The sequence below is a fragment of the Paenibacillus sp. 01T424 genome (assembly GCF_056398745.1).
In genome coordinates this window covers 17,847-37,023 of the sequence record NZ_JBFTPZ010000060.1, presented here as the reverse complement: position 1 = coordinate 37,023, position 19,177 = coordinate 17,847, and the positions used below count along the sequence as shown (strand labels likewise).

General features: G+C 42.0%; 21 protein-coding genes. 19 read left to right on the top strand and 2 right to left on the bottom strand.

Going from position 1 to position 19,177, the window contains the following annotated elements; genetic code table 11:
- Together AC1DPK_RS30630 and AC1DPK_RS30625 are read left to right on the top strand one after the other, a co-directional pair.
- Window positions 1-649: response regulator transcription factor (locus AC1DPK_RS30630; RefSeq protein ID WP_477512616.1), on the top strand; the 649-nt coding region annotated here is incomplete at its 5' end.
- Window positions 646-1,737, top strand: coding sequence for a sensor histidine kinase (locus tag AC1DPK_RS30625; protein ID WP_477512615.1), 1,092 nt, complete (start codon window positions 646-648; stop codon window positions 1,735-1,737). The genes AC1DPK_RS30630 and AC1DPK_RS30625, both read left to right, overlap by 4 nt.
- 243 nt (window positions 1,738-1,980) lie before the next feature.
- Here the strand turns inward: AC1DPK_RS30625 and AC1DPK_RS30620 are convergent, their stop codons facing one another.
- Window positions 1,981-3,210 carry an MFS transporter gene (locus tag AC1DPK_RS30620; RefSeq protein WP_477512614.1) on the bottom strand — a complete coding sequence of 410 codons (1,230 nt, stop codon included), beginning with the start codon at window positions 3,208-3,210 and terminating at the stop codon, window positions 1,981-1,983.
- A 177-nt stretch (window positions 3,211-3,387) separates the two neighbouring features.
- On the opposite strand from AC1DPK_RS30620, the gene AC1DPK_RS30615 reads away from it, so the two are divergent.
- The 7 genes from AC1DPK_RS30615 (at window position 3,388) to cdaS (ending at window position 8,564) form a co-directional block, all read left to right on the top strand.
- Entirely contained in the window at window positions 3,388-3,843 is a 456-nt protein-coding gene (locus AC1DPK_RS30615; RefSeq protein WP_477512613.1) for a GNAT family N-acetyltransferase, read from the top strand.
- Window positions 3,844-3,918: 75 nt separating this feature from the next.
- Window positions 3,919-4,695 carry an IclR family transcriptional regulator gene (locus AC1DPK_RS30610; protein WP_477512612.1) on the top strand — a complete coding sequence of 259 codons (777 nt, stop codon included), beginning with the start codon at window positions 3,919-3,921 and terminating at the stop codon, window positions 4,693-4,695.
- Window positions 4,696-4,856: 161 nt separating this feature from the next.
- Window positions 4,857-5,282 (top strand): DMT family transporter, encoded by a 426-nt coding sequence (locus AC1DPK_RS30605; RefSeq protein ID WP_339209338.1) that lies wholly within the window; start codon window positions 4,857-4,859, stop codon window positions 5,280-5,282.
- A gap of 54 nt (window positions 5,283-5,336) precedes the next feature.
- Entirely contained in the window at window positions 5,337-6,035 is a 699-nt protein-coding gene (locus AC1DPK_RS30600; protein ID WP_477512611.1) for a Crp/Fnr family transcriptional regulator, read from the top strand.
- A gap of 52 nt (window positions 6,036-6,087) precedes the next feature.
- Complete coding sequence (locus AC1DPK_RS30595) at window positions 6,088-6,543, top strand: DMT family transporter (RefSeq protein WP_477512610.1); 456 nt, start codon at window positions 6,088-6,090, stop codon at window positions 6,541-6,543.
- 94 nt (window positions 6,544-6,637) lie between these two features.
- On the top strand, window positions 6,638-7,768 hold the full coding sequence (locus AC1DPK_RS30590) for a WD40/YVTN/BNR-like repeat-containing protein (protein ID WP_477512609.1): 1,131 nt from the start codon (window positions 6,638-6,640) through the stop codon (window positions 7,766-7,768).
- A 166-nt stretch (window positions 7,769-7,934) separates the two neighbouring features.
- Window positions 7,935-8,564 carry a sporulation-specific diadenylate cyclase CdaS gene (cdaS, locus tag AC1DPK_RS30585; protein ID WP_441907658.1) on the top strand — a complete coding sequence of 210 codons (630 nt, stop codon included), beginning with the start codon at window positions 7,935-7,937 and terminating at the stop codon, window positions 8,562-8,564.
- A 54-nt stretch (window positions 8,565-8,618) separates the two neighbouring features.
- On the opposite strand, the gene AC1DPK_RS30580 is transcribed toward cdaS, so the two are convergent.
- Entirely contained in the window at window positions 8,619-9,158 is a 540-nt protein-coding gene (locus tag AC1DPK_RS30580; RefSeq protein ID WP_076265973.1) for an NADPH-dependent FMN reductase, read from the bottom strand.
- Window positions 9,159-9,538: 380 nt separating this feature from the next.
- Here AC1DPK_RS30580 and AC1DPK_RS30575 point away from each other — a divergent pair, with 380 nt between their 5' ends.
- The 10 genes from AC1DPK_RS30575 (at window position 9,539) to AC1DPK_RS30530 (ending at window position 19,169) form a co-directional block, all read left to right on the top strand.
- The gene (locus tag AC1DPK_RS30575; RefSeq protein WP_441883285.1) at window positions 9,539-9,982 is read left to right on the top strand and encodes a MarR family winged helix-turn-helix transcriptional regulator; all 444 of its coding nucleotides are present in this window, start codon (window positions 9,539-9,541) and stop codon (window positions 9,980-9,982) included.
- A gap of 51 nt (window positions 9,983-10,033) precedes the next feature.
- Window positions 10,034-10,975 carry a ring-cleaving dioxygenase gene (locus tag AC1DPK_RS30570; RefSeq protein ID WP_477512608.1) on the top strand — a complete coding sequence of 314 codons (942 nt, stop codon included), beginning with the start codon at window positions 10,034-10,036 and terminating at the stop codon, window positions 10,973-10,975.
- 22 nt (window positions 10,976-10,997) lie between these two features.
- Window positions 10,998-12,056: an LLM class flavin-dependent oxidoreductase gene (locus AC1DPK_RS30565; RefSeq protein WP_477512607.1), complete on the top strand. Its 1,059-nt coding sequence runs from the start codon at window positions 10,998-11,000 to the stop codon at window positions 12,054-12,056.
- Between the two features lie 345 nt (window positions 12,057-12,401).
- Window positions 12,402-13,367: an ABC transporter ATP-binding protein gene (locus AC1DPK_RS30560; RefSeq protein ID WP_477512606.1), complete on the top strand. Its 966-nt coding sequence runs from the start codon at window positions 12,402-12,404 to the stop codon at window positions 13,365-13,367.
- The gene (locus AC1DPK_RS30555) at window positions 13,364-14,335 is read left to right on the top strand and encodes an ABC transporter ATP-binding protein (protein ID WP_477512605.1); all 972 of its coding nucleotides are present in this window, start codon (window positions 13,364-13,366) and stop codon (window positions 14,333-14,335) included. Before AC1DPK_RS30560 ends, AC1DPK_RS30555 begins: the two co-directional genes overlap by 4 nt.
- 29 nt (window positions 14,336-14,364) lie before the next feature.
- Entirely contained in the window at window positions 14,365-15,315 is a 951-nt protein-coding gene (locus tag AC1DPK_RS30550) for an ABC transporter permease (RefSeq protein ID WP_477512604.1), read from the top strand.
- 16 nt (window positions 15,316-15,331) lie between these two features.
- Complete coding sequence (gene opp4C, locus AC1DPK_RS30545; protein ID WP_477512603.1) at window positions 15,332-16,255, top strand: oligopeptide ABC transporter permease; 924 nt, start codon at window positions 15,332-15,334, stop codon at window positions 16,253-16,255.
- A 64-nt stretch (window positions 16,256-16,319) separates the two neighbouring features.
- Window positions 16,320-17,984, top strand: a complete 1,665-nt coding sequence (locus tag AC1DPK_RS30540) for an ABC transporter substrate-binding protein (RefSeq protein WP_477512602.1) — start codon at window positions 16,320-16,322, stop codon at window positions 17,982-17,984.
- A gap of 105 nt (window positions 17,985-18,089) precedes the next feature.
- Window positions 18,090-18,263, top strand: a complete 174-nt coding sequence (locus AC1DPK_RS30535; RefSeq protein WP_076265982.1) for a lysine biosynthesis protein LysW — start codon at window positions 18,090-18,092, stop codon at window positions 18,261-18,263.
- A 9-nt stretch (window positions 18,264-18,272) separates the two neighbouring features.
- Complete coding sequence (locus tag AC1DPK_RS30530) at window positions 18,273-19,169, top strand: RimK family alpha-L-glutamate ligase (RefSeq protein ID WP_477512601.1); 897 nt, start codon at window positions 18,273-18,275, stop codon at window positions 19,167-19,169.
- The last annotated feature ends 8 nt before the right edge of the window (window positions 19,170-19,177 follow it).

Below are 19,177 nucleotides of genomic sequence, written 5' to 3'. Positions count from 1 at the left end.
GGTTATAATCGCTTATCTAAACAAGGCTGGTTATAGTGCATGTGAAGCTAGTGATGGCCAAAGTGCGATGCATGAAATCGATAAGCAGCCCTTTGATTTAATCATTCTTGACTTGATGCTCCCTGACATTAATGGAGAGCTGCTGTGCAGACAAATACGAGGAACTAATCCGGTACCCATCATTATGCTTACGGCTAAAGCTTCTCTAAATCATCGCATCCAAGGGTTATCTGCTGGAGCTGACGATTATATCGTGAAACCATTTGATCCCCATGAATTGTTGGCTAGAGTTCGTTCCGTCCTGCGGCGTACCAATCATCATGAGCTTCTCGCTGATCGTTTGGAATACGGTAATGGACGATTAAGTTTGGATAGCCAAGCTAAACAGGTTTACATCAATCAAGAACCCATAAATTTAACACCCAATGAATATAAACTGCTTGTTGCTATGGCTAGAAATGCTGAAAGAACACTTTCCCGCGAACAATTAATTGATATGGTGATGGGAATCGATTTTGAAGGGGATGCTCGTACAATTGATCAGCATGTCAAAAATTTACGGCAAAAAATAGAGGAGGATGCTAAAAATCCAATGTTCATTCAGACGGTTTTTGGTGCCGGCTATCGCTTTCATGGAGGAGGCAAATGAAAAAAACACTATCCTATCGGATTAGTATTCTTCTTATCTTTTATRCAACAGCCATCTTAATCATTGCTTCCATTGCTTTAGCTACAGCCACTCATCATCATTTCCAGCTTTATGGTGAAGAGATAGCGCAAGGCAGCCACGATAACACAGAGTCGTTAAATTCACATTTAGAGCAAGCCATTCTTCAATCCATTGGACTGACAGTAGGCGGAGCACTCATTATTACGCTTATTATGAGCATTTACATCGCTAAAAAAATTTCCTCTCCTTTAGTTAAAATGAAGAATATAACACTCGTTATGGCAAGAGGAAAACGAGATGCTCGTCTTCCTTTAAAAGGCACTCCAAAAGATGAAGTCGATCAACTGGCCGCCTCTATCAATCATTTAGCTGAACAGCTTGAACAGCAAGAACAATTACGGGTAACGATGACCGAAAATATTGCTCATGAGCTTCGAACCCCCTTAACGACATTAAATAGTTTTTTATCAGCGATTCAAGATGGAATTTGGGAAGCTACACCTGAACGCATACAATCATGCAGAGAAGAAATTCACCGTTTAGTCCAAATGGTTAATGATTTGGAAGAACTGCAAACACTTACTTCTACAGCACAGCAGTTAAGCTTAAAAGATGTTCCACTAACAAAATCTATAGAACAAGTTTTAGATCTTATGAAGCCCTCCTTTTCAGATAAAGGAATTATTTTGGAAAGAGGTTTCATCCCTGAAATGACTATCCATGCTGATGAATACCGACTCATTCAAATGTGGACGAATTTATTATCGAATGCTCTAAAGTTTACTTCTAATGGTGGAAAGGTATCGGTATATGGGAAATTAGTTCAACAAGGTGTTCAAATAACCGTCAAGGATACTGGAATCGGAATACCAACTGAGCAGCTCGCGCATGTATTCGAACGTTTCTATCGTGTGGAAAAATCACRGAACCGGAAATCGGGAGGCGGGGGCTTAGGTCTTGCTATTACGAAAACGCTTGTCGAACGTCACGGAGGACAAATTTGGGCTGAAAGTGATGAAGGGACTTTATTTCATGTGTATTTACCGAATACAGTAAAGAATAACTAAATAAAGAGTCTATTTGTAGATGAATGAGAACATTTTGTAGCGGCTGGAGACAAATTATTCAAATCAAAGCTTACTTTACAAGACAATAAACTGCAAAGGATGTTACTAATCTGATACAGAACCGAGTGAGAACGTTTATAAATCAATAGCATAAAAAAACACGTACCGTTGATGCTTTTCCGATCGGAGGTACGTGTTATTTATTGAGATTAGGTACTGCTTATTACGCTGACCATTCATCCATCATTTACTCCATAATGAGCTAAATCTACAGTAGCTGAAAATGAGCAGGTTTCCTAGAGCAGCTAGCCAAAATACTACTGTTGGGTACGCGAGCTCAGAGATCCAACCCGCAGAAACAATCGTAATCGGCATAGCAAGCTTGAATAATGAGCCAGTTATGCCACTGATACGTCCGATTAGCTGATGTGGTGTAGATTCCTGTCTAAATGTCCAAATACAAACGGTGCTGATCATCTCAAAACATCCATTAAGCAGCAGGCTGAAGCTTAACATCATACTGGATTGCGATAAAGCCATCAGTAAATAAGATAACGCAACACATAGCGTGGTGATCGTGACCAAGACACCAACAGAATAGGTGCGTCGAAGCCTGCTAATAAGTAGACTGCCAAGAAGCCCACCTACACCTGCTGCTGCCAACACGGTACCTAGCTCTGCATTATTCAGTCTGAGCGCATCCTTGGCGTAGAAAATGATCGTTGTATCCACCATGCCTGACGTCGCGTTCAAAAAAATTACAGTGATCGTCAACTGCCATAATAATTTATTAGAGCGAAATTCAGCCCAACCTGCTCGAAGCTCACGCCAGAAACCAGCTTGCTGAGCATTAGGCGGCTCATCGCTGCGTAAGAATATCAGCAAAACAAATGCAATAGAGAACAAAAACGAAGTAATGAATAAGGCATCATACAGCACAGGAAGCATGAGCAGCAGCCCTGTTACAGCAGGACCCATAATGCCAACCAAGGTTGACATAAAGTTGAAGGTAGCGTTAGCCGGTGTCAGCATTTCCGCAGGGAGTGAATGCTTCACAATTCCAACACGGGCATTATTAAATGCATAACCAAACAGCATGAGCAAAAAGCCGCTTACATATAGCACAAAGATGGGTGGATTGCCGTAGGAAATGACTGCATATAGACCTAGAAGAACGCAGATTTGCAGTCCTATGGCCCATAATGACCAGCTTTTCTTGTGCACGCGGTCAACCAGTACACCGATAAACATGGCAAGCAGCAGGTTTGGAAGAAGCTCGATGGCGCGCATCGTTGACATTTTCACCGCAGAGTGGCTCAAATCGTACAAAATAAGCGGCAGCGCCAGCTCATAAATTTTGTTGCCAAAGGCGATAATTCCACCTGTTAGAAACAGGATAAGGAATCCTGGATGCCGCCATAAATGAATAAAGGTTGGAGCAGCGGGCTCTGCAAATTGCTTTATGCGCTTCATGATGTGATTTCTCTCCTCATTCTCGTACTGTTGCAAATGATTATACTTTCGAAAAAGAAGAATAAAAAGAGAAGGAAACCATTCTATCATTTCGCCTTTTTGGATATAAAAAAATAGAAACCTTCATGAGAGCCGTTTAGTATAAATGAATAAATTAAAAATAGGAGATGAAGCACAATGGAGTTTAGGGAGCTGGAACAGCCCAACTTGTATGTATTAGAAGACTGGTTTAAAGATGCAGAAGTTTATAAATGGTTAAGCGGCAAATTGCCATTAAAACGCTGGTATAAGTTCGTTAATAAAAGCTCTAATTATTATGCTTGGATAGTTTATGAGCAAGAAATACCCGTTGGTCAAATCAGTGTTGAAATTTATCCCGACCATACTGCTTCTGTAAGCTTATTAACCAATCCAAGCCTTCGAAATAAGGGTTACGGAAAAAGAATGCTGGAGTTGCTGCAGAATAGAAAGGAATTAGATGCCGTACAGATCATTACAGCAGGTATTGAAGTTGAAAATATAGCGAGCATCCGATGCTTTAAAAAGGTGGGCTTTGCCGATGAGGGAATCGACTCGGATAACATCATGAATCTATCAATTCTTCTACATAATCATGAGGAATCATCGGAGTAATATTTCGTTGCTAGGATCTATATGCTAAAATCATGTTAAGCAATATAACATCAATTCCTATCGGAGGTGCAGCAAATGTCCGGGGTCATTTCCAAAGCTATTCACATATTGGATCTGCTTGTACCGCATGGCAGCGAGAAAGAAATGAGTGCAACAGAAATCAGCAGGGAACTCGACATGCCTGTACAAAGCGCGCATCGAATTCTTCATTCTTTATCCGAACATGGATTTGTTGCTCAAGATAAAAAATCGAAAAAATATAAATTAGGACTTTCCATTATGAAATACGGTTTTTTGATGTGGGACAGTCTAATGTTCAGGTCACTGGCTAGACCATTCATGGTCGAACTATCGCAAAAAACGAAAGAAACGATCTATTTGGCTACAAGAGAGAACCAAGAAGGCGTCTATATTGATTCCATCGATTCACCGCAAATTTTGAAAATTTCCGAACCTATCGGACTTAGGCTGCCACTATATATAGGAGCATCTAATCGCGCTATTCTTGTTCATTTGCCATCCACGATGCAGGAAGCTATATTGCAAGGTGTGGATTGGACAACAGTACCGTCGCTGATTCCATTATCCAAAGAAATGATTCAGACTGATCTAGAGATCATTCGCTCCCGAGGTTATGCCATCACATCAGGACAAGCAACGGATGGAACAACTGGCATCGGGGCTCCCATCTTTTCTTATGATAATACCGTTATTGGATCACTGAATGTAGCTGGTCCCGCGATACGGTTTACGCCAAGTAAAATCGAGAGCTACGGTCAGCAAGCAAAAAAGTATGCGGATCTCATCTCCAAAGAACTGGGGTTCCGCAATAAGATACGTTGGAGCGAGTAGGAGGCTATCCCAAACGAATAAATTGAACGAACAGTGATCGAGCGTTCGTTCTTTTTTTATGCAAAAAACTGCTTTACATTGATTTAGGACATATGTCCTTTCCTAAACCTTGAAATGTATCGTTTAATGATGGAAAGATTGATATGGAGGAGAGCAATGATATGAAAGGGAGCATTTTCGCATTTTTAGGCGGGGTCTTAATTACACTACAAGGTGTTGCTAATTCAAGAATTAGTCAAGATATCGGCACTTGGCAAACCGCAACGATTACCCAGTTCACCGGATTCATAGCAGCCTTGATTATTCTGTTATTCGTCAGGGATAAACAGTGGTCCGGTTTTAAACAAGTAAAACCCTTATATCTAATCGGCGGTTCCTTTGCAGCTATTATCATCTTCAGCAATGTCACTGCTATTCAACAAATTGGCGTTACTCTTAGCATATCTGCCATGCTGATTGCCCAGTTAAGCCTGGCTTTTATCGTCGATAGTCAAGGATGGTTTGGGGTTGCAAAGCAGAAGATGAGGCTGCCTCAATTCATCGGTATTGGGATGATGATAGCTGGGGTGGTTATATTGCGGTTATAATAGTTAAAATATACCAAGCCCTTAACCGTATTCCTCTGGAGGTGATTCGTACAGATGCAAGAAATTAAAGATCGCGAGCAGCTCCACCATTTTTTACAAACGCATCAATTGGAAACAACATTCGGGGAACAATTATTACCCCATTTATCACTATTCTGCTTTGACCATGAGGAGCTTATTTGTTCCCAAGGTCAATCTTCAAAATATCTCTATTTTCTCGTTCAAGGAAAGATAAAGATCTACACAACCTCGAAAGATGGGAAAACACTTATTCTTACTTTCAAAACCTCCCTTGATGTAGTAGGGGATATTGAATATGTGCAAGACATTGACATTATCAACACGGTCGAAGCCGTGTCGACTGTATACATGATTGGCATTCATCATCAGTGGTTGAATAAATATGGCAAAGATCATTCGCCGCTGCTGCAATTTTTATTAAAAATTATAGCTCGGAAATTTTTGAAAAATTCGAACGCATTAAGCTTCAATATTTTGCATCCTGTGGAGGTTCGATTGGCGAGCTATCTATTGTCCGTCTCCTATGATGATTCAGAATATCTAATTAAAGGGCAGCGGAAAACAATCAGCTTAAAGGATACGGCTAACTTGATCGGAACGAGCTATAGACATCTCAATCGGGTTGTCCAGCAATTTTGTGCAAAAGGTTTAATTGAGCGAAAAAATGGAGGCATTCTTGTTAAAAACAAGGATGGACTACGCGCACTCGCCATTCAAAATATTTATGAGTAAAACAATATCATGAGCTATTTCAAATCAATAAGCCAATGGGAGAGTAGAAAACATGATGATTGGACTTATATTTGCAGTTCTCACTGGTTGTTTGGTCAGTTTGCAAAATATATTCAATAGCAAAGTCAATGAACGAATAAATACATGGACAACAACTGCGTTAGTATTAGGCATGGGATTCCTTGCCTCATTTGTTATCGGATTCGTATTCGAAGGCGAACAGTTATTTGCATTACAAAATATGAAGCCATGGTACTGGTTCAGCGGTCTAATCGGCGTAGGCGTTGTTACTTGTCTGGTACAAGGCATTAGGCGGCTTGGTCCGACGTATGCCATCTCTATCGTTCTAACCGCACAGCTGGGAACTGCTTTATTGTGGGACTCGCAAGGGTGGCTAGGTATCGAAAAAGTAGCTTTCACAACGAATAAAGGGTTAGGTGTCCTTGTAATCGTCTGTGGCATCATTGTATTTAAAATAAGCGGTGCTCGTAAGAAAGTTACAGCATAACGATCAATAACGTTTAAGATTCAATTTGATCAAAGCAGGGTATTTTCTTCTATAAAGGCTCTAATACTAACTTAGCAGCAGGAGGAGGAAAAACATGATCAAAGCTAAACTTAAGTACGGTCTTGTAGCAGCACTGATGATTGGCCTAACAGCAATCGCACCGTTAACGCAAGCAGCAGGCAGCACAACAGCAAAGGATCTTTTCAGCGGAACACCAGCAGGGGATACCACATACCATTTCAGTGATATTCAATTTTTGAACGGTACAACCGGACGCGCTGCTGGCAATGGATTTCTCATTGGAACTTCTGATGCCGGCTCAACATGGCAACCGATCTATAAGGGTACTTGGCAATTTACACAGCTTGATTTCATTTCCAACACAACTGGATGGGCATTGGCGAAATCTTCTGCTTCCGGAACGAATGCCCTAATTCACACCAAGGATGGCGGAAAAACGTTCACCAAAATAGTAACCAATCCGCTCGCGCTTGAACGTATTCRTTTTGTGGATGCTTCAAATGGCTTCGGCTATACGAAGGCTTTTGCCTATAAAACATCAAATGGCGGGAAAACATGGACCAAAATCTCTACTCCTCCCAATAACCGCTATGCAGAATTTACAGATGTGAAGCATGGATGGTCACTTATCGTAGTACCTGGATTTGGCTATCGACTATCAGAAACCACAGATGGTGGTATGAATTGGTCCACAAAACTAACAGTTAAATCAGAGGAGAGCATAGGCGGTAAGCTTTACACAAAGGGAAATCAAATATGGGCACAATTTTACGGTGGAGTAGGGATGTCCCAGCAATCTTATTCCCTTTATGCCTCTGCAGATAATGGTTCAAGCTGGAGGAAAGTAATTAGCCAGGAAACAGCAGGCGGCGGACCAGCACCAGGCGGTGCTGCAGGACTTGTTAAAGAAGGACCTGCTGCGCCTGGTGGACACCCTAGCAATATGGAGCTTGTTGATGGAGCTGCGATACTCGGAGGTTACTCTCCAGCCGCTGGAGTCATTGGCGTTGGTCGTTCGGTTGATTCAGGGAAAACGTGGAATAATCTTACACCGATCGCTGGGGGAGAAAGCATTATTTCGTTTACAAGCAAGGAGCTAGGCTGGATGGCCGATACAAGCCTATCTAATGCAGCTGTATACAGAACAACCGATGGCGGCAAAACATGGTCCAAAAAAATAAGCATTCCTGAAAACAATCAGTAAGCTGCAATCGCAGATATACTGACAAGAACTTTAAGAAGACTGGTTCCTATTATAGGGCCAGTCTTTTTGTTGCCATTAGCCATTATGTATAAAAAAAGAGGGGCTAAGCAAAATAAAGGAAGTATTCAACTTCAATTTGCGGTAGTCACTTGAGTGGGGTGGACGTATGGATGATATAAAATGTGATTTCTCTCCAATGAAAGTTGAAGTGAAGAGCAAGCTTCTACATTTGCGTGAATCCCTTGAAGCTTTGATAAAGGATTTGGATCATGATGCTGGCAATTGCTTGCTAAATGAGTTCCATTCTATGAAAGAACAAGTTTTTGAAACGGAATCGATTGCAACAACCTTTTATTTAAAATGTTATCTTGCACCTTATACCGCCAAATATGACGAGCTGTCCCATGCAATATCCCATTTATCGAAACGGCGCCATGGGGCGCTTCTCGTCGTGCAAAGATCAGATTCAATCGATAGGTATATTACTCATGGCGTATTAATTTCTGCCATGCTGACGCATTCGTTAATAGAATCTATTTTCACCCCTGGCGGTCCGCTCCATGACGGCGCAGTCTTAATCCAAAATGATAAAATTATATCTGCTGGCAATGTCCTGCCGTTAACGCAAAGAGACAGCGAGCAGAAGAAGCTTGGAACTAGACATCGTGCCGGTCTTGGTTTATCAGAATTAAGTGATGCGCTTGTTATCATCGTATCAGAAGAAACCGGACAAGCTTCCTTCAGCTTGGAAGGAAATTTATATCCCTTTTCACCGGGCAATGATCTGCTCCATTAAATGACACAAAGAAAAACCACCTCTTCATAAAGAGGTGGTAGTTGGTAGTGACGATTAACGCAATGTTTTCAATGCACCGCTCCAAGCGAGTACTTGATCTAACATGCCGTTCAAATTAGTAAGATGAAGATCAGCTGGTTTGAAAACAGAACCGTTCTCAAAATCAGTGAAGAGTGACAATGCAGGATGTACACGAACGTCAGCTACAGACAATTCGCCCAAAATTCCACGTAAATGCTCAGCTGCACGAGCACCGCCTACAGAACCGTAACTTACGATACCTGCTGCTTTATCGTTCCATGCGTCACGAGCATAATCAAGCGCATTTTTCAGTGATGCTGAAATACTGTGGTTGTATTCTTGTACAATAAATACGAATCCATCCAAGCTAGCAAGCTTCGTATTCCAAGCTGTTGCTTGCTCAGTAGCATCGCTTTCTCCCAAGAGCGGGAGCTTGAAATCCGCGATATCAACGATTTCATAATTAGCATCTCCGCGTTGATCAGCGATTTTCTTCACCCATTCACCAACTTGCGGGCTAAGACGACCTTGACGAGTACTTCCTAAAATAATACCGATATTTAATTTTGACACTGTTTTTTCCTCCTCAATAGTTGTTCTACCAAATCATTTGTCTAGAAAACCTTTTGCAGACACTGCCAAATCATGTTGTAAAGCTTTAGAACAAGAACCGTCCTTAGGATAACAAATAGTTAATGATCAGTATTTCTTAAACAAGGAAGGGTTATTCTTAACGAAAGATGGATAATAAAAATACGCCAACTTTCTTTACGTTGAGTATCTTTAATATGAGATAATAATAGCGAATATAAATTTCTTTGTCAAGTAACTATAATTAATTAAGTGCATTAATCTTTCCATTAATTGTAGCTTTTTAAACTTAAACATTCACACTTGCCATTTTATCAATTGAGTAGTAAAGTGATGGCATAGTCATTGAGAGGGGGAACGAAATGCAGAATAATACGTTAGGTTCGTTAATTTGGCTGCGGCTGATGCGTTTTACGAATCAGAGCAACCAGATGTCAAATGAATTTTTAAAACAATTTGATTTAACGACTGCTCAATTTGATGTACTCATGCAAATTCGTGTCTATCAGCCTCTAACCCAAATGGTTTTGGCCGAGAAAGTAACGGTTACGCAAGGCGGCATATCTCGCATGCTCGTACGACTTGAGAACGAAGGTTATATTGTGCGCAAGCAAGACTGGAAAACCAAAACGATTAGTTTAACAGAAAAGGCCGAAGCCATATTGGATATCGCAATGCCGAGCCAGCTTGCTTTTCAAACTTCATTTTTTGAAGATGTATTAAATGAGGACGAACAAAAAACACTATACTCATTGATGACTCGCATCCATAAACATAGCCAGAAAAAGAAATTGCCGTCAGAGTAATTTTTTCGCAATATCAATTGACTAGTCAAGTTAAATAGAGGAGGAACAATTATGTATACAATCCCTGGACATCATCATATTTCGATGATTACAAAAAACGCAAAAATTAATAATCATTTTTATCAAGAAGTACTAGGACTGCGCAGAGTGAAGAAGACGGTCAATCAAGACGATCCATCCATGTATCATTTATTTTACGGTGATTTAACGGGCAGTGCGGGAACGGAGCTATCCTTCTTTGAAATGACAAATGCAGGAAGAACTGTGCGCGGTACTAATGCGATTACTCAAATTGGCTTGCTCGTGCCTTCTTTAGAAAGTTTAGCCTATTGGAAAAAACGTTTTGAATTATTAAAGGTAGAACACGGCGAAATTACAAAATATGCAGGGCGAGATGCGCTCCATTTTGAAGATACAGAAGGTTTGCGAATGGTTCTACTAAACAATAACGGTGAGGAAGTCCCTGAGAAATGGGCAGCATGGGAGGAATCAATCGCCTTGCAAAATCATCGCATTCTTGGCATGGGAACTGTCGAAATGACCGTTCGATCTTTGGATCGTTTAGCCGCTACATTGACGAGCATGTTAGGTTATAGCGAAGTGTCACGTACGGAAAATGAAGCCATTTATCAATCTGTTGCCGGTCGTTCCTATGGAGAAATTTTGGTCAAACAAGCAGATGGAGCAATCGAGAAGCCTGGAAGAGGAAGCATTCATCATTTAGCCATCCGTGTTAAAAATGAAGAAGAGCTGCGCTATTGGGATGAGGTCGTTAAAAAACGCGGCTTCCACTCCTCCGGCATTGTGGATCGTTATTATTTTCAAAGCTTATATTTCCGAGAATCAAATGGCATTTTGTTTGAAATAGCGACGGATGGGCCAGGGTTTACGAAAGATTCATCCGTCGCAGAGCTAGGTAAAGCACTGGATTTACCGCCATTTTTAGAAGCTAGACGGGCGGATATTGAAGCAAAATTAGTACCGCTGAATTAATACGCAAAAGGGGAGAGAACGCATGGAAAAATATCGAAACGATAAAAATAAAGGATTAGAATTCGGATTGTATTCCATTGGGGATCATTTGCCTAACCCGAATACGGGCACAATGATAAGTGCTGAACAGCGTATTCAAGAGCTCATTGATGCAAGCAAGCTGGCAGATGAGGCAGGAATAGATGTATTTGCTGTAGGGGAAAGTCATCAAACATTTTTCACGACACAAGCCCATACCGTGATTTTAGGAGCTATTGCCCAGGCCACAAAAAACATTAAGATTGCCAGCTCAGCAACAGTGCTAAGTACATCTGATCCTGTTCGAGTATACGAAGATTTTGCAACGATCGATTTAATTTCCAAGGGACGTGCGGAAATTGTGGCAGGACGGGGCTCACGCGTCGGGGCGTATAGTTTGCTTGGCTATGATGTTCGGGATTATGAAGAACTATTTGAAGAGAAGCTAGAGCTTCTAATGAAATTAAACAATGAAGAAACGATAACATGGGAAGGTCAGTTTAGACCAGCTCTTAAGCAAGCATCGATTTTGCCGCAGCCCCAAAATGGACATATGCCCATTTGGAGAGCAGTAGGCGGACCTCCTGCAAGTGCTATTAAAGCAGGATATGCCGGAATTCCAATGATGCTGACAACGCTTGGAGGTCCAGCAAGCAACTTTAAAATTTCGGTAGATGCTTATCGTGAAGCTGCTTCAAGCAAAGGTTTTGATCCAGCAGCTTTACCTATAGCAACGACGAGTTTATTTTATATGGCAGAAACGACACAAGACGCTCTTCGTGAGTACTATCCACATCTTAACGCTGGAATGCAAGCACTGCGTGGAGGCGGATATCCAAAACAGCAGTTTGCTCAGTCGACCGATCATCGTGATGCTTTAATGGTGGGCAGCCCGCAGCAAATCATTGAAAAAATGCTTTACCAATATGAATTATATGGACATCAGCGTTTTATGGCTCAAATTGATTTTGGCGGTGTTTCATTTGATAAAATTGCAAAAAATATAGAACTTATCGCTACTGAAATTATGCCTGCAATTAAGAAACATACCGCTAAAAACTAAATTGCAATCAAAATCAATTTCATCATTTAACTTATAAAAAGTGCCGCGACGATTTATTGCGGCACTTTTTTATGTTCCATATCATCCTAATAACCCCGCTAAATAGCTAGTCATAACGAGCTTGCGTAGCTATTTATGTATGGATTGGAACAATTTTCTATTTATATATAGAATTATTCTATTATTCAATCTTTTCAAAATTCTGTATGCTAGGATTAATCAAAGTTTATAAAACACATAGGAATTATATGGATTGATTGTAAAGTACGTATACCAAATGATAAAAAGTTGGTGAATGCAATAGGACAGCTTTTAGAAGTTGATCGATTACAGGTGGCATTTCGGATGGATCAAGGAGAAGTGATCGCTGTAGATGATGTGAGCTTCACACTTGAACATGGGGAAACCATCGCTATTGTTGGCGAATCCGGTTGTGGAAAGAGTGTAACATCCCTTTCCATCATGGGATTGCTCGGAGCTAATGGTTCAGTTCGTCAAGGAGAAATCAAGTTCAACGGCTCATCTCTAATCAGCTGCTCGCAAGCTCAGCTTCGTAAGCTTCGAGGCAGCGAAATCGCGATGATTTTTCAAGAGCCGATGACCTCTCTAAATCCAGTCTTCTCCATCGGAGAGCAGATTGAAGAAACGATTCGCCAGCATTTGAACCTGTCTCGAAAGGAAGTGAAGCGCTTAGCCATAGATTTGTTAAGGAAAGTAGGTATTCCTAGAGCTGAATCGATTATAAAGGAATACCCTCACGCACTTTCAGGAGGCATGAGACAACGGGTAATGATTGCAATGGCGTTGGCATGCCAGCCCAAGCTGCTCATTGCAGATGAGCCAACAACGGCGCTCGATGTTACGATTCAAGCACAAATCCTTGCATTGATGAAGCAGCTGCAGGCAGAAAGCGGTGCTGCTATCTTGCTAGTTACGCATGATTTAGGAGTTGTAGCTGAAATGGCGGATACGGTGGTCGTCATGTATGCGGGGCAAGTCGTCGAATCAGCTGACGTTTTCACTCTCTTTCGAGCACCAAAGCATCCGTATACGCAAGGCTTAATGAAATCAACCCTCCGACTCGATCAAGTCAACAGGGAGCGGCTGCAGACGATTCCAGGTTCAGTTCCCTCTATCCAGAAGATGCCTGCAGGATGCCGCTTTCACCCACGCTGTCCACATACAATCGCACGATGCCAGCAAGAACAGCCTGATCTTACGACGAATGGACAGGGACATCATGTACGCTGCTGRCTGAAGGACCTTCCAAACGTATCGAATGAAGAACATACTCAGGCGGTTAGATTATGAGCCTCAACGCACTATTGCAAATCGAATGGTTAAAAATGTATTACCCCATTCGTAGTGGCGTATTTTCGAATCAAGTCAGCCATATCAAGGCGGTTGATGATGTGAGCCTAACGATGTATGAAGGGGAAACCGTCGGTTTAGTTGGCGAATCGGGATGCGGCAAGTCGACGATTGGTCGTTCAATCATTCGACTTGAGAATCCGCAAGCTGGACGTATTCTTTTTGAAAATCAGAACATTATATATTCCTCTCAGCGACAGTTAAAACCGCTGCGGACACGAATGCAGATGATTTTTCAGGACCCGTATGCTTCCTTAAACCCAAGGCTTCGAATATACGATACGCTTGCTGAGCCTTTAATTGTTCACAAGCTGGTGAAGCGCAGTGAGGTGCAGCGTGAGGTTGATAACCTGCTTCAATTAGTTGGATTGCCGCGTTCGGCTGCCAATCGATATCCTCATGAATTTTCCGGGGGGCAGCGCCAGAGGATCGGAATCGCTAGAGCCATTTCATTCAAACCCAAATTGATCGTATGCGATGAGCCAGTATCAGCGCTTGATGTCTCCATCCAAGCTCAAATTTTAAATCTTTTACAGGATTTGCAAAATGAGTTGAAGCTGACGTATTTATTTATCGCCCATGGCATTGGAGCAGTTAAACAGATCAGTACAAGAATCGCCGTCATGTACTTGGGGAAAATCGTAGAATTGGCACCTACAGAGGAGCTATTCCGCAAGCCGAAGCACCCGTATACGCAGCTTCTATTAAATGCGTATCCTCCGCCGGACCCAACGCTTCGAACAACGAACAGTCACATCATTCAAGGAGATGTGCCTAGTCCAGCTGAGCCTCCATCTGGTTGTCGATTTCATACTCGTTGTCCTTATGTGCAAGAGCTGTGCCGAACAACAGAACCGGTAATTACGAAAGAGCATCACTCTGTTGCATGCCACTATCCGCTTGCATAGCACAAAGGCTAGGAAAGGAGAAGGCATCGATGGGCCATTATATCGTTCGAAGGCTGCTGATTTCCATACCAGTATTTCTTGGAATCACATTGCTTAATTTTCTTATCATGAATATGGCTCCCGGGAATCCCGTGGATATGTTAATCACTCCTAATATCCCGAAAGAGCTGCTAGAGATTAAAAAAGAGCTGCTTGGTCTGAATGACCCATTGTATATACAGTATGTAAAATGGCTGGGCGGTTTTTTTAGAGGAGAACTCGGCTATTCATTTAGCAGCTTCGCCCCCGTATCACAGCTGATTGGCGCCAGAATCGGACCTACCTTGCTGCTGGCTGCAGCATCGATGCTGGTTGGGATATTGATTGCCGTACCCGTAGGGGTGATCAGTGCTGTCAAACAGAATTCAAAATTGGATTATGTCATGACAGGGTTATCCTTCCTAGGCACCTCGATTCCTCCCTTTTTCCTAGGCCTTGGATTCATCTATGTGGTTGGAATTAAGCTGAAGTGGCTTCCAACAGGGGGAATGTCAACGTTAGGTGGCTCTGGAAGTTTCGGAGATATCCTCATGCATATGATTCTTCCTGTCATGGTGCTTGGTATTACGATTGCAGGTAAAAAGGTTCGTTATGTTCGCGCAAGTATGCTCGATGTACTCCATCAGGATTATCTGCGTACAGCCCGAGCGAAAGGCCTTAGTGAATTTCTGGTTACGAATAAGCATGCGCTTCGCAATGCCTTAATCCCGATCATAACGATCATCGGTGCAGAAATTCCTTTGGTATTAGGCGGCAGCATTATTATTGAGCAAGTATTTCAATGGCCGGGTATCGGGCAATTAACGATGGAAGCCATTCTCTCACGCGACTATCCGACTTTAATGGGCATTAATTTGATTGCTGCATGCGTTATACTCTTCACGAATTTGTTCACCGACATCGTTTATTCAATCGTTGATCCACGCATTAAATACAGCTGATTGGAGGGGATAGCCAATGTCCGTTAGTGAAATGCCATGGATGAGGAAAGATGCATTTTCTTCAGATCATGGTGATGAAGACGAACTGTCAGTGGATGTAATGGAGAGTCATGCCCAAATAGTGAGGCGTAAGTTTATCAAGCACAAGCTGGCGGTATGGGGACTTGCAACTACCTTGCTGCTGCTTAGTATCGCGCTTTTTGCTCCGTGGCTTGCACCGAGTCATCCTAATGAAATTACAGATGCGTTCTCAGCCCATCCCTCGCTTACACACTGGTTAGGCACCGATCAAGTAGGGCGGGATGTATTAAGCCGGTTGATTTATGGAACACGGGTATCTTTAATGATTGGTTTTTTTACAGTTGCTTTGTACGTAACCTTCGGAACATTCATTGGACTAATCGCTGGTTACTATGGCAAATGGCTGGATATGGCACTTATGCGTTTGACTGATATTTTCTTAAGTTTTCCATACATGATGGTCGTATTGGTCATCGTGAGTGTACTAGGTGCAAGTGCAACCACAATCATCCTTGTTCTCGCACTTTTCAAATGGCCAACGATAGCGATGCTTGTCAGGGGAAGCGTATTATCCATGAAACAAATGGATTTTGTCCGCGCCGGCGTTGCGCTTGGATACAAAACTCCGCGAATACTAATGAAGCATATTTTGCCAAATGTAATGGGGCCAATCATTGTGAATGCAACGTTTGGCGTTGCCAGCACGATTCTTAGTGAAGCTGGACTTAGTTTTCTTGGGATGGGGGTCAAATCTCCTCAGGCGAGCCTTGGCAATATGCTGCACGATGCACAATCGCTAACGGTTTTAACTGAGCAGCAGTGGTTATGGGTACCCGCTGGCATCGTTATTCTCATTACCGTTCTTGCGATTAACTTTGTAGGGGACGGTCTTCGTGATGCGTTTGATGCAAGAGCCTAAGTATATGAATCTGCTATTTAATTATTTAAATAGAAAAAGCAATAAAACAAAAGGAGAGAAACAAATGAAAACAAGGTTTCGAGTGCCAGGATTCGTATTATTAACCATCTTAATGATTTTTCTATCGGCTTGCAGTGAAACGAAGCAGGAAAAGGTCGAAGCAACAGCAGAACCAGCCAAGGAAGATGTTTCCGTTAAGGCAGCAACCAACGATGCCAAAGCAAAAAAAACCTTATACATTGGTATCGTTAATGCTCCTGTTACTTTAAATCAAATCAATACGCAAGGAAGCTCGGCGTCGCTTGCCCCCATTAATTTACTCAATGATTCTTTGCTCGATGTAACGGATACCGCACAATTTATACCGAAGCTGGCAGAATCTATCGAGACGCAGGATAAGCAAACTTACCATATCAAGCTTAAAGCGAATGCCAAATGGAACGATGGTACCCCTTTTACAACGGCAGATGTGGCTTTCACCTTAAAGCTTGCCCTTCATGCCAAAGTAGAATCATCCTTCAAGCTGGATTTTATCGAAGGCTTAAATGACATTGGGAAACTGGATGAAGGGAAAACAGAGCTATCCGGATTAAAAATTATCGATCCAACGACCTTCGAGATCAAAACAAAAACACCGATCGATCCGCTCGTATTTAATGAACGTTTCGGTGTTAAGGTTAATTTCTTGCCCGAGCATATTCTGAAAGATGCCAACCCAGAGCAGCTTTCAACGAACGAATATTTCCAGAAACCATTAGTCACCATTGGTCCCTATAAGTTTGCGAATTATGAGCAGGGGCAATTTGTCGAGGTGACAAAAAATGAAAATTACTACCTCGATGTACCTAAGATTGACACGATTTTCATAAAGGTGCTTCCCGCGGCAAATCTTGTAGCACAGCTGCAGACGGGAGAAATTCAAATGAATTCTTTGCCCGTCGGGCTTGTACCGATTACGGATTATGATAAGGTCAAGGGCTTTGAGAATGTAAATGTAACCTCTGCTCCAGCCTCTGAACCGGCCGAAATTTTCTTCAATACAGAGAAGCTTCCTGATAAAAAAGTTCGTCAAGCGATCGCCTATGCGTTGAACCGTCCGCTCATCGTGGAGCAGCTCCTCAAAGGGCAGGCCGAAATTATTGATGGAGGCATTCCAAGCTCGCATCCTTATTTTAATAAAAATATTGCCAATTATGATTACAATCCTGAAAAAGCAAAAGAGCTTTTAAAAGAAGCGAACTGGGATCCCAAACGTACCATTACATTTATTATTCCAGTTGGGAATAAGGTTCGTGAGCAGGCTGCTGATATTCTCGTACAAAACTTAGAATCTGTTGGGATTAAAGTAGATGTTCAGAAATTCGATTTCCCAACGTTAATCGATAAAGTGGAGAAGGGCGAGCATGACATTACCATATTCACAAGAGATTACTATATCGAACCGAGCCTCTATTTTACAACCTATAAAAGTGATGATCCCGAAAGTGTGATTCGATTTAAGAATCCATTAGTCGATGAGCTGATTAAAAAGGGTGAACAAGAAATCAAAGAGGAAAAACGTCACAAGATTTATAACCAATTGCAAGAGGTACTGCATAATGAGGTTGCCACTTTAGCTGTTTATTCCGAGAAACGTTTGCAGGTCGTATCAAAAAAGGTTCTCGTTGGTAAACCGCTTAGTCTAGGTACGTTCAATAATGTAAACCAGTGGGATATAGAAACAAAATAGCAGCACACGGTTTTAAAAAAGCTGCATGCCATGAAGTTATTGCTCGGTTTTACGGAATTTATTCCATTTATATATGTTTTTAAAACTTTAGGAGGTGCAAGGAAAATGGCAGATTTGAATTGTCTTGTATGCAAGTCGGATATCGAGGTGGAAGAGAGTGTAACGACGGGTGAAATTTTGGAATGCGGTTCATGCGGTCAAGAACATGAAGTGCAGGTCGAATCCAATCTCGTAAGCATCGCTCTAGCTCCAGAAATAGAAGAAACTTGGGGAGAGTAGGAACCGAACATGGAGCAGAATCGTGCGATTTTATTATGTGTTACAAAGTTGCGGGAAGAAGAACAACGAATAATCGATCATCTTCGAGATTTAGGCGTACAAGTGCAGGTGAACTTGGATTCCATGGACTTACCATTAGGTGAGCCTGATGTTCATTCCTTCGGTCTCGCTCTCATTCGTTGTCTCTCACAGAAAAACGCGTTGAATCGAGCCCATTTGCTTGAATTAGCCGGTCTTGAAACGTTGAATTCGGTCAAAGCAATTACTATTTGTACAAATAAAATACATCAAGCGATTGTGTTTCAAAAACATGGCATTCCCCAGCCCCAATATAAAATAGCTTTTACACCTGAGAAGCTCTTCCAAGCTTTGCAGACATTTGGAGATTTATGTGTCATTAAGCCGGCAACCTCATCTTGGGGAAGGGGAATAGCTAGAATCACCGGCAAAGAATGCTTAGATGGCTGGATAGCTGCAAGAGAATCTGTAGACCCTGGGCATCAATCGTTCCCTGTATTAGTGCAAGAATATGTGGAAAAAGGCGATTTTGATATCCGTGTTGTCATCGTAGGCAGCAAACCGATTGCTGCGTTTCGCCGGGTTTCAGCAGACAACTGGAAGACGAATACGCATCTAGGCGCAGAAATCGATCCTCTAGAAATTAATGATGAAATGGCATCCATTTGCAAACAAATAATTGAGGTTTTGGGCGAAGGCATTTATGGTGCAGACTTGTTCTTTGATTACAAGCAGCAACGGTATGTCGTTTGTGAAGTGAATCAAAACCCGGAATTCGCAAAGTCCTGGAAAATTCATGGTGTCGATGTGGCCTACCATATTGCACAATATGTAAAAGCTGCGATTGAACGAAAAAACAAGGCCAACTTAACAGTTATATCACGGTAAATAGGGAG

Excerpts from the sequence above, each read along its gene's own strand:
- AC1DPK_RS30550 (WP_477512604.1), top strand. The coding sequence starts at position 14,365 with ATGGGCCATTATATCGTTCGAAGGCTGCTGATTTCCATACCAGTATTT.
- AC1DPK_RS30535 (WP_076265982.1), top strand. The coding sequence starts at position 18,090 with ATGGCAGATTTGAATTGTCTTGTATGCAAGTCGGATATCGAGGTGGAA.
- AC1DPK_RS30540 (WP_477512602.1), top strand. The coding sequence starts at position 16,320 with ATGAAAACAAGGTTTCGAGTGCCAGGATTCGTATTATTAACCATCTTA.
- AC1DPK_RS30610 (WP_477512612.1), top strand. The coding sequence starts at position 3,919 with ATGTCCGGGGTCATTTCCAAAGCTATTCACATATTGGATCTGCTTGTA.
- cdaS (WP_441907658.1), top strand. The coding sequence starts at position 7,935 with ATGGATGATATAAAATGTGATTTCTCTCCAATGAAAGTTGAAGTGAAG.
- AC1DPK_RS30620 (WP_477512614.1), bottom strand. The coding sequence starts at position 3,210 with ATGAAGCGCATAAAGCAATTTGCAGAGCCCGCTGCTCCAACCTTTATT.
- AC1DPK_RS30565 (WP_477512607.1), top strand. The coding sequence starts at position 10,998 with ATGGAAAAATATCGAAACGATAAAAATAAAGGATTAGAATTCGGATTG.
- AC1DPK_RS30615 (WP_477512613.1), top strand. The coding sequence starts at position 3,388 with ATGGAGTTTAGGGAGCTGGAACAGCCCAACTTGTATGTATTAGAAGAC.
- AC1DPK_RS30530 (WP_477512601.1), top strand. The coding sequence starts at position 18,273 with ATGGAGCAGAATCGTGCGATTTTATTATGTGTTACAAAGTTGCGGGAA.
- opp4C (WP_477512603.1), top strand. The coding sequence starts at position 15,332 with ATGTCCGTTAGTGAAATGCCATGGATGAGGAAAGATGCATTTTCTTCA.
- AC1DPK_RS30575 (WP_441883285.1), top strand. The coding sequence starts at position 9,539 with ATGCAGAATAATACGTTAGGTTCGTTAATTTGGCTGCGGCTGATGCGT.
- AC1DPK_RS30595 (WP_477512610.1), top strand. The coding sequence starts at position 6,088 with ATGATGATTGGACTTATATTTGCAGTTCTCACTGGTTGTTTGGTCAGT.
- AC1DPK_RS30605 (WP_339209338.1), top strand. The coding sequence starts at position 4,857 with ATGAAAGGGAGCATTTTCGCATTTTTAGGCGGGGTCTTAATTACACTA.
- AC1DPK_RS30600 (WP_477512611.1), top strand. The coding sequence starts at position 5,337 with ATGCAAGAAATTAAAGATCGCGAGCAGCTCCACCATTTTTTACAAACG.
- AC1DPK_RS30555 (WP_477512605.1), top strand. The coding sequence starts at position 13,364 with ATGAGCCTCAACGCACTATTGCAAATCGAATGGTTAAAAATGTATTAC.
- AC1DPK_RS30570 (WP_477512608.1), top strand. The coding sequence starts at position 10,034 with ATGTATACAATCCCTGGACATCATCATATTTCGATGATTACAAAAAAC.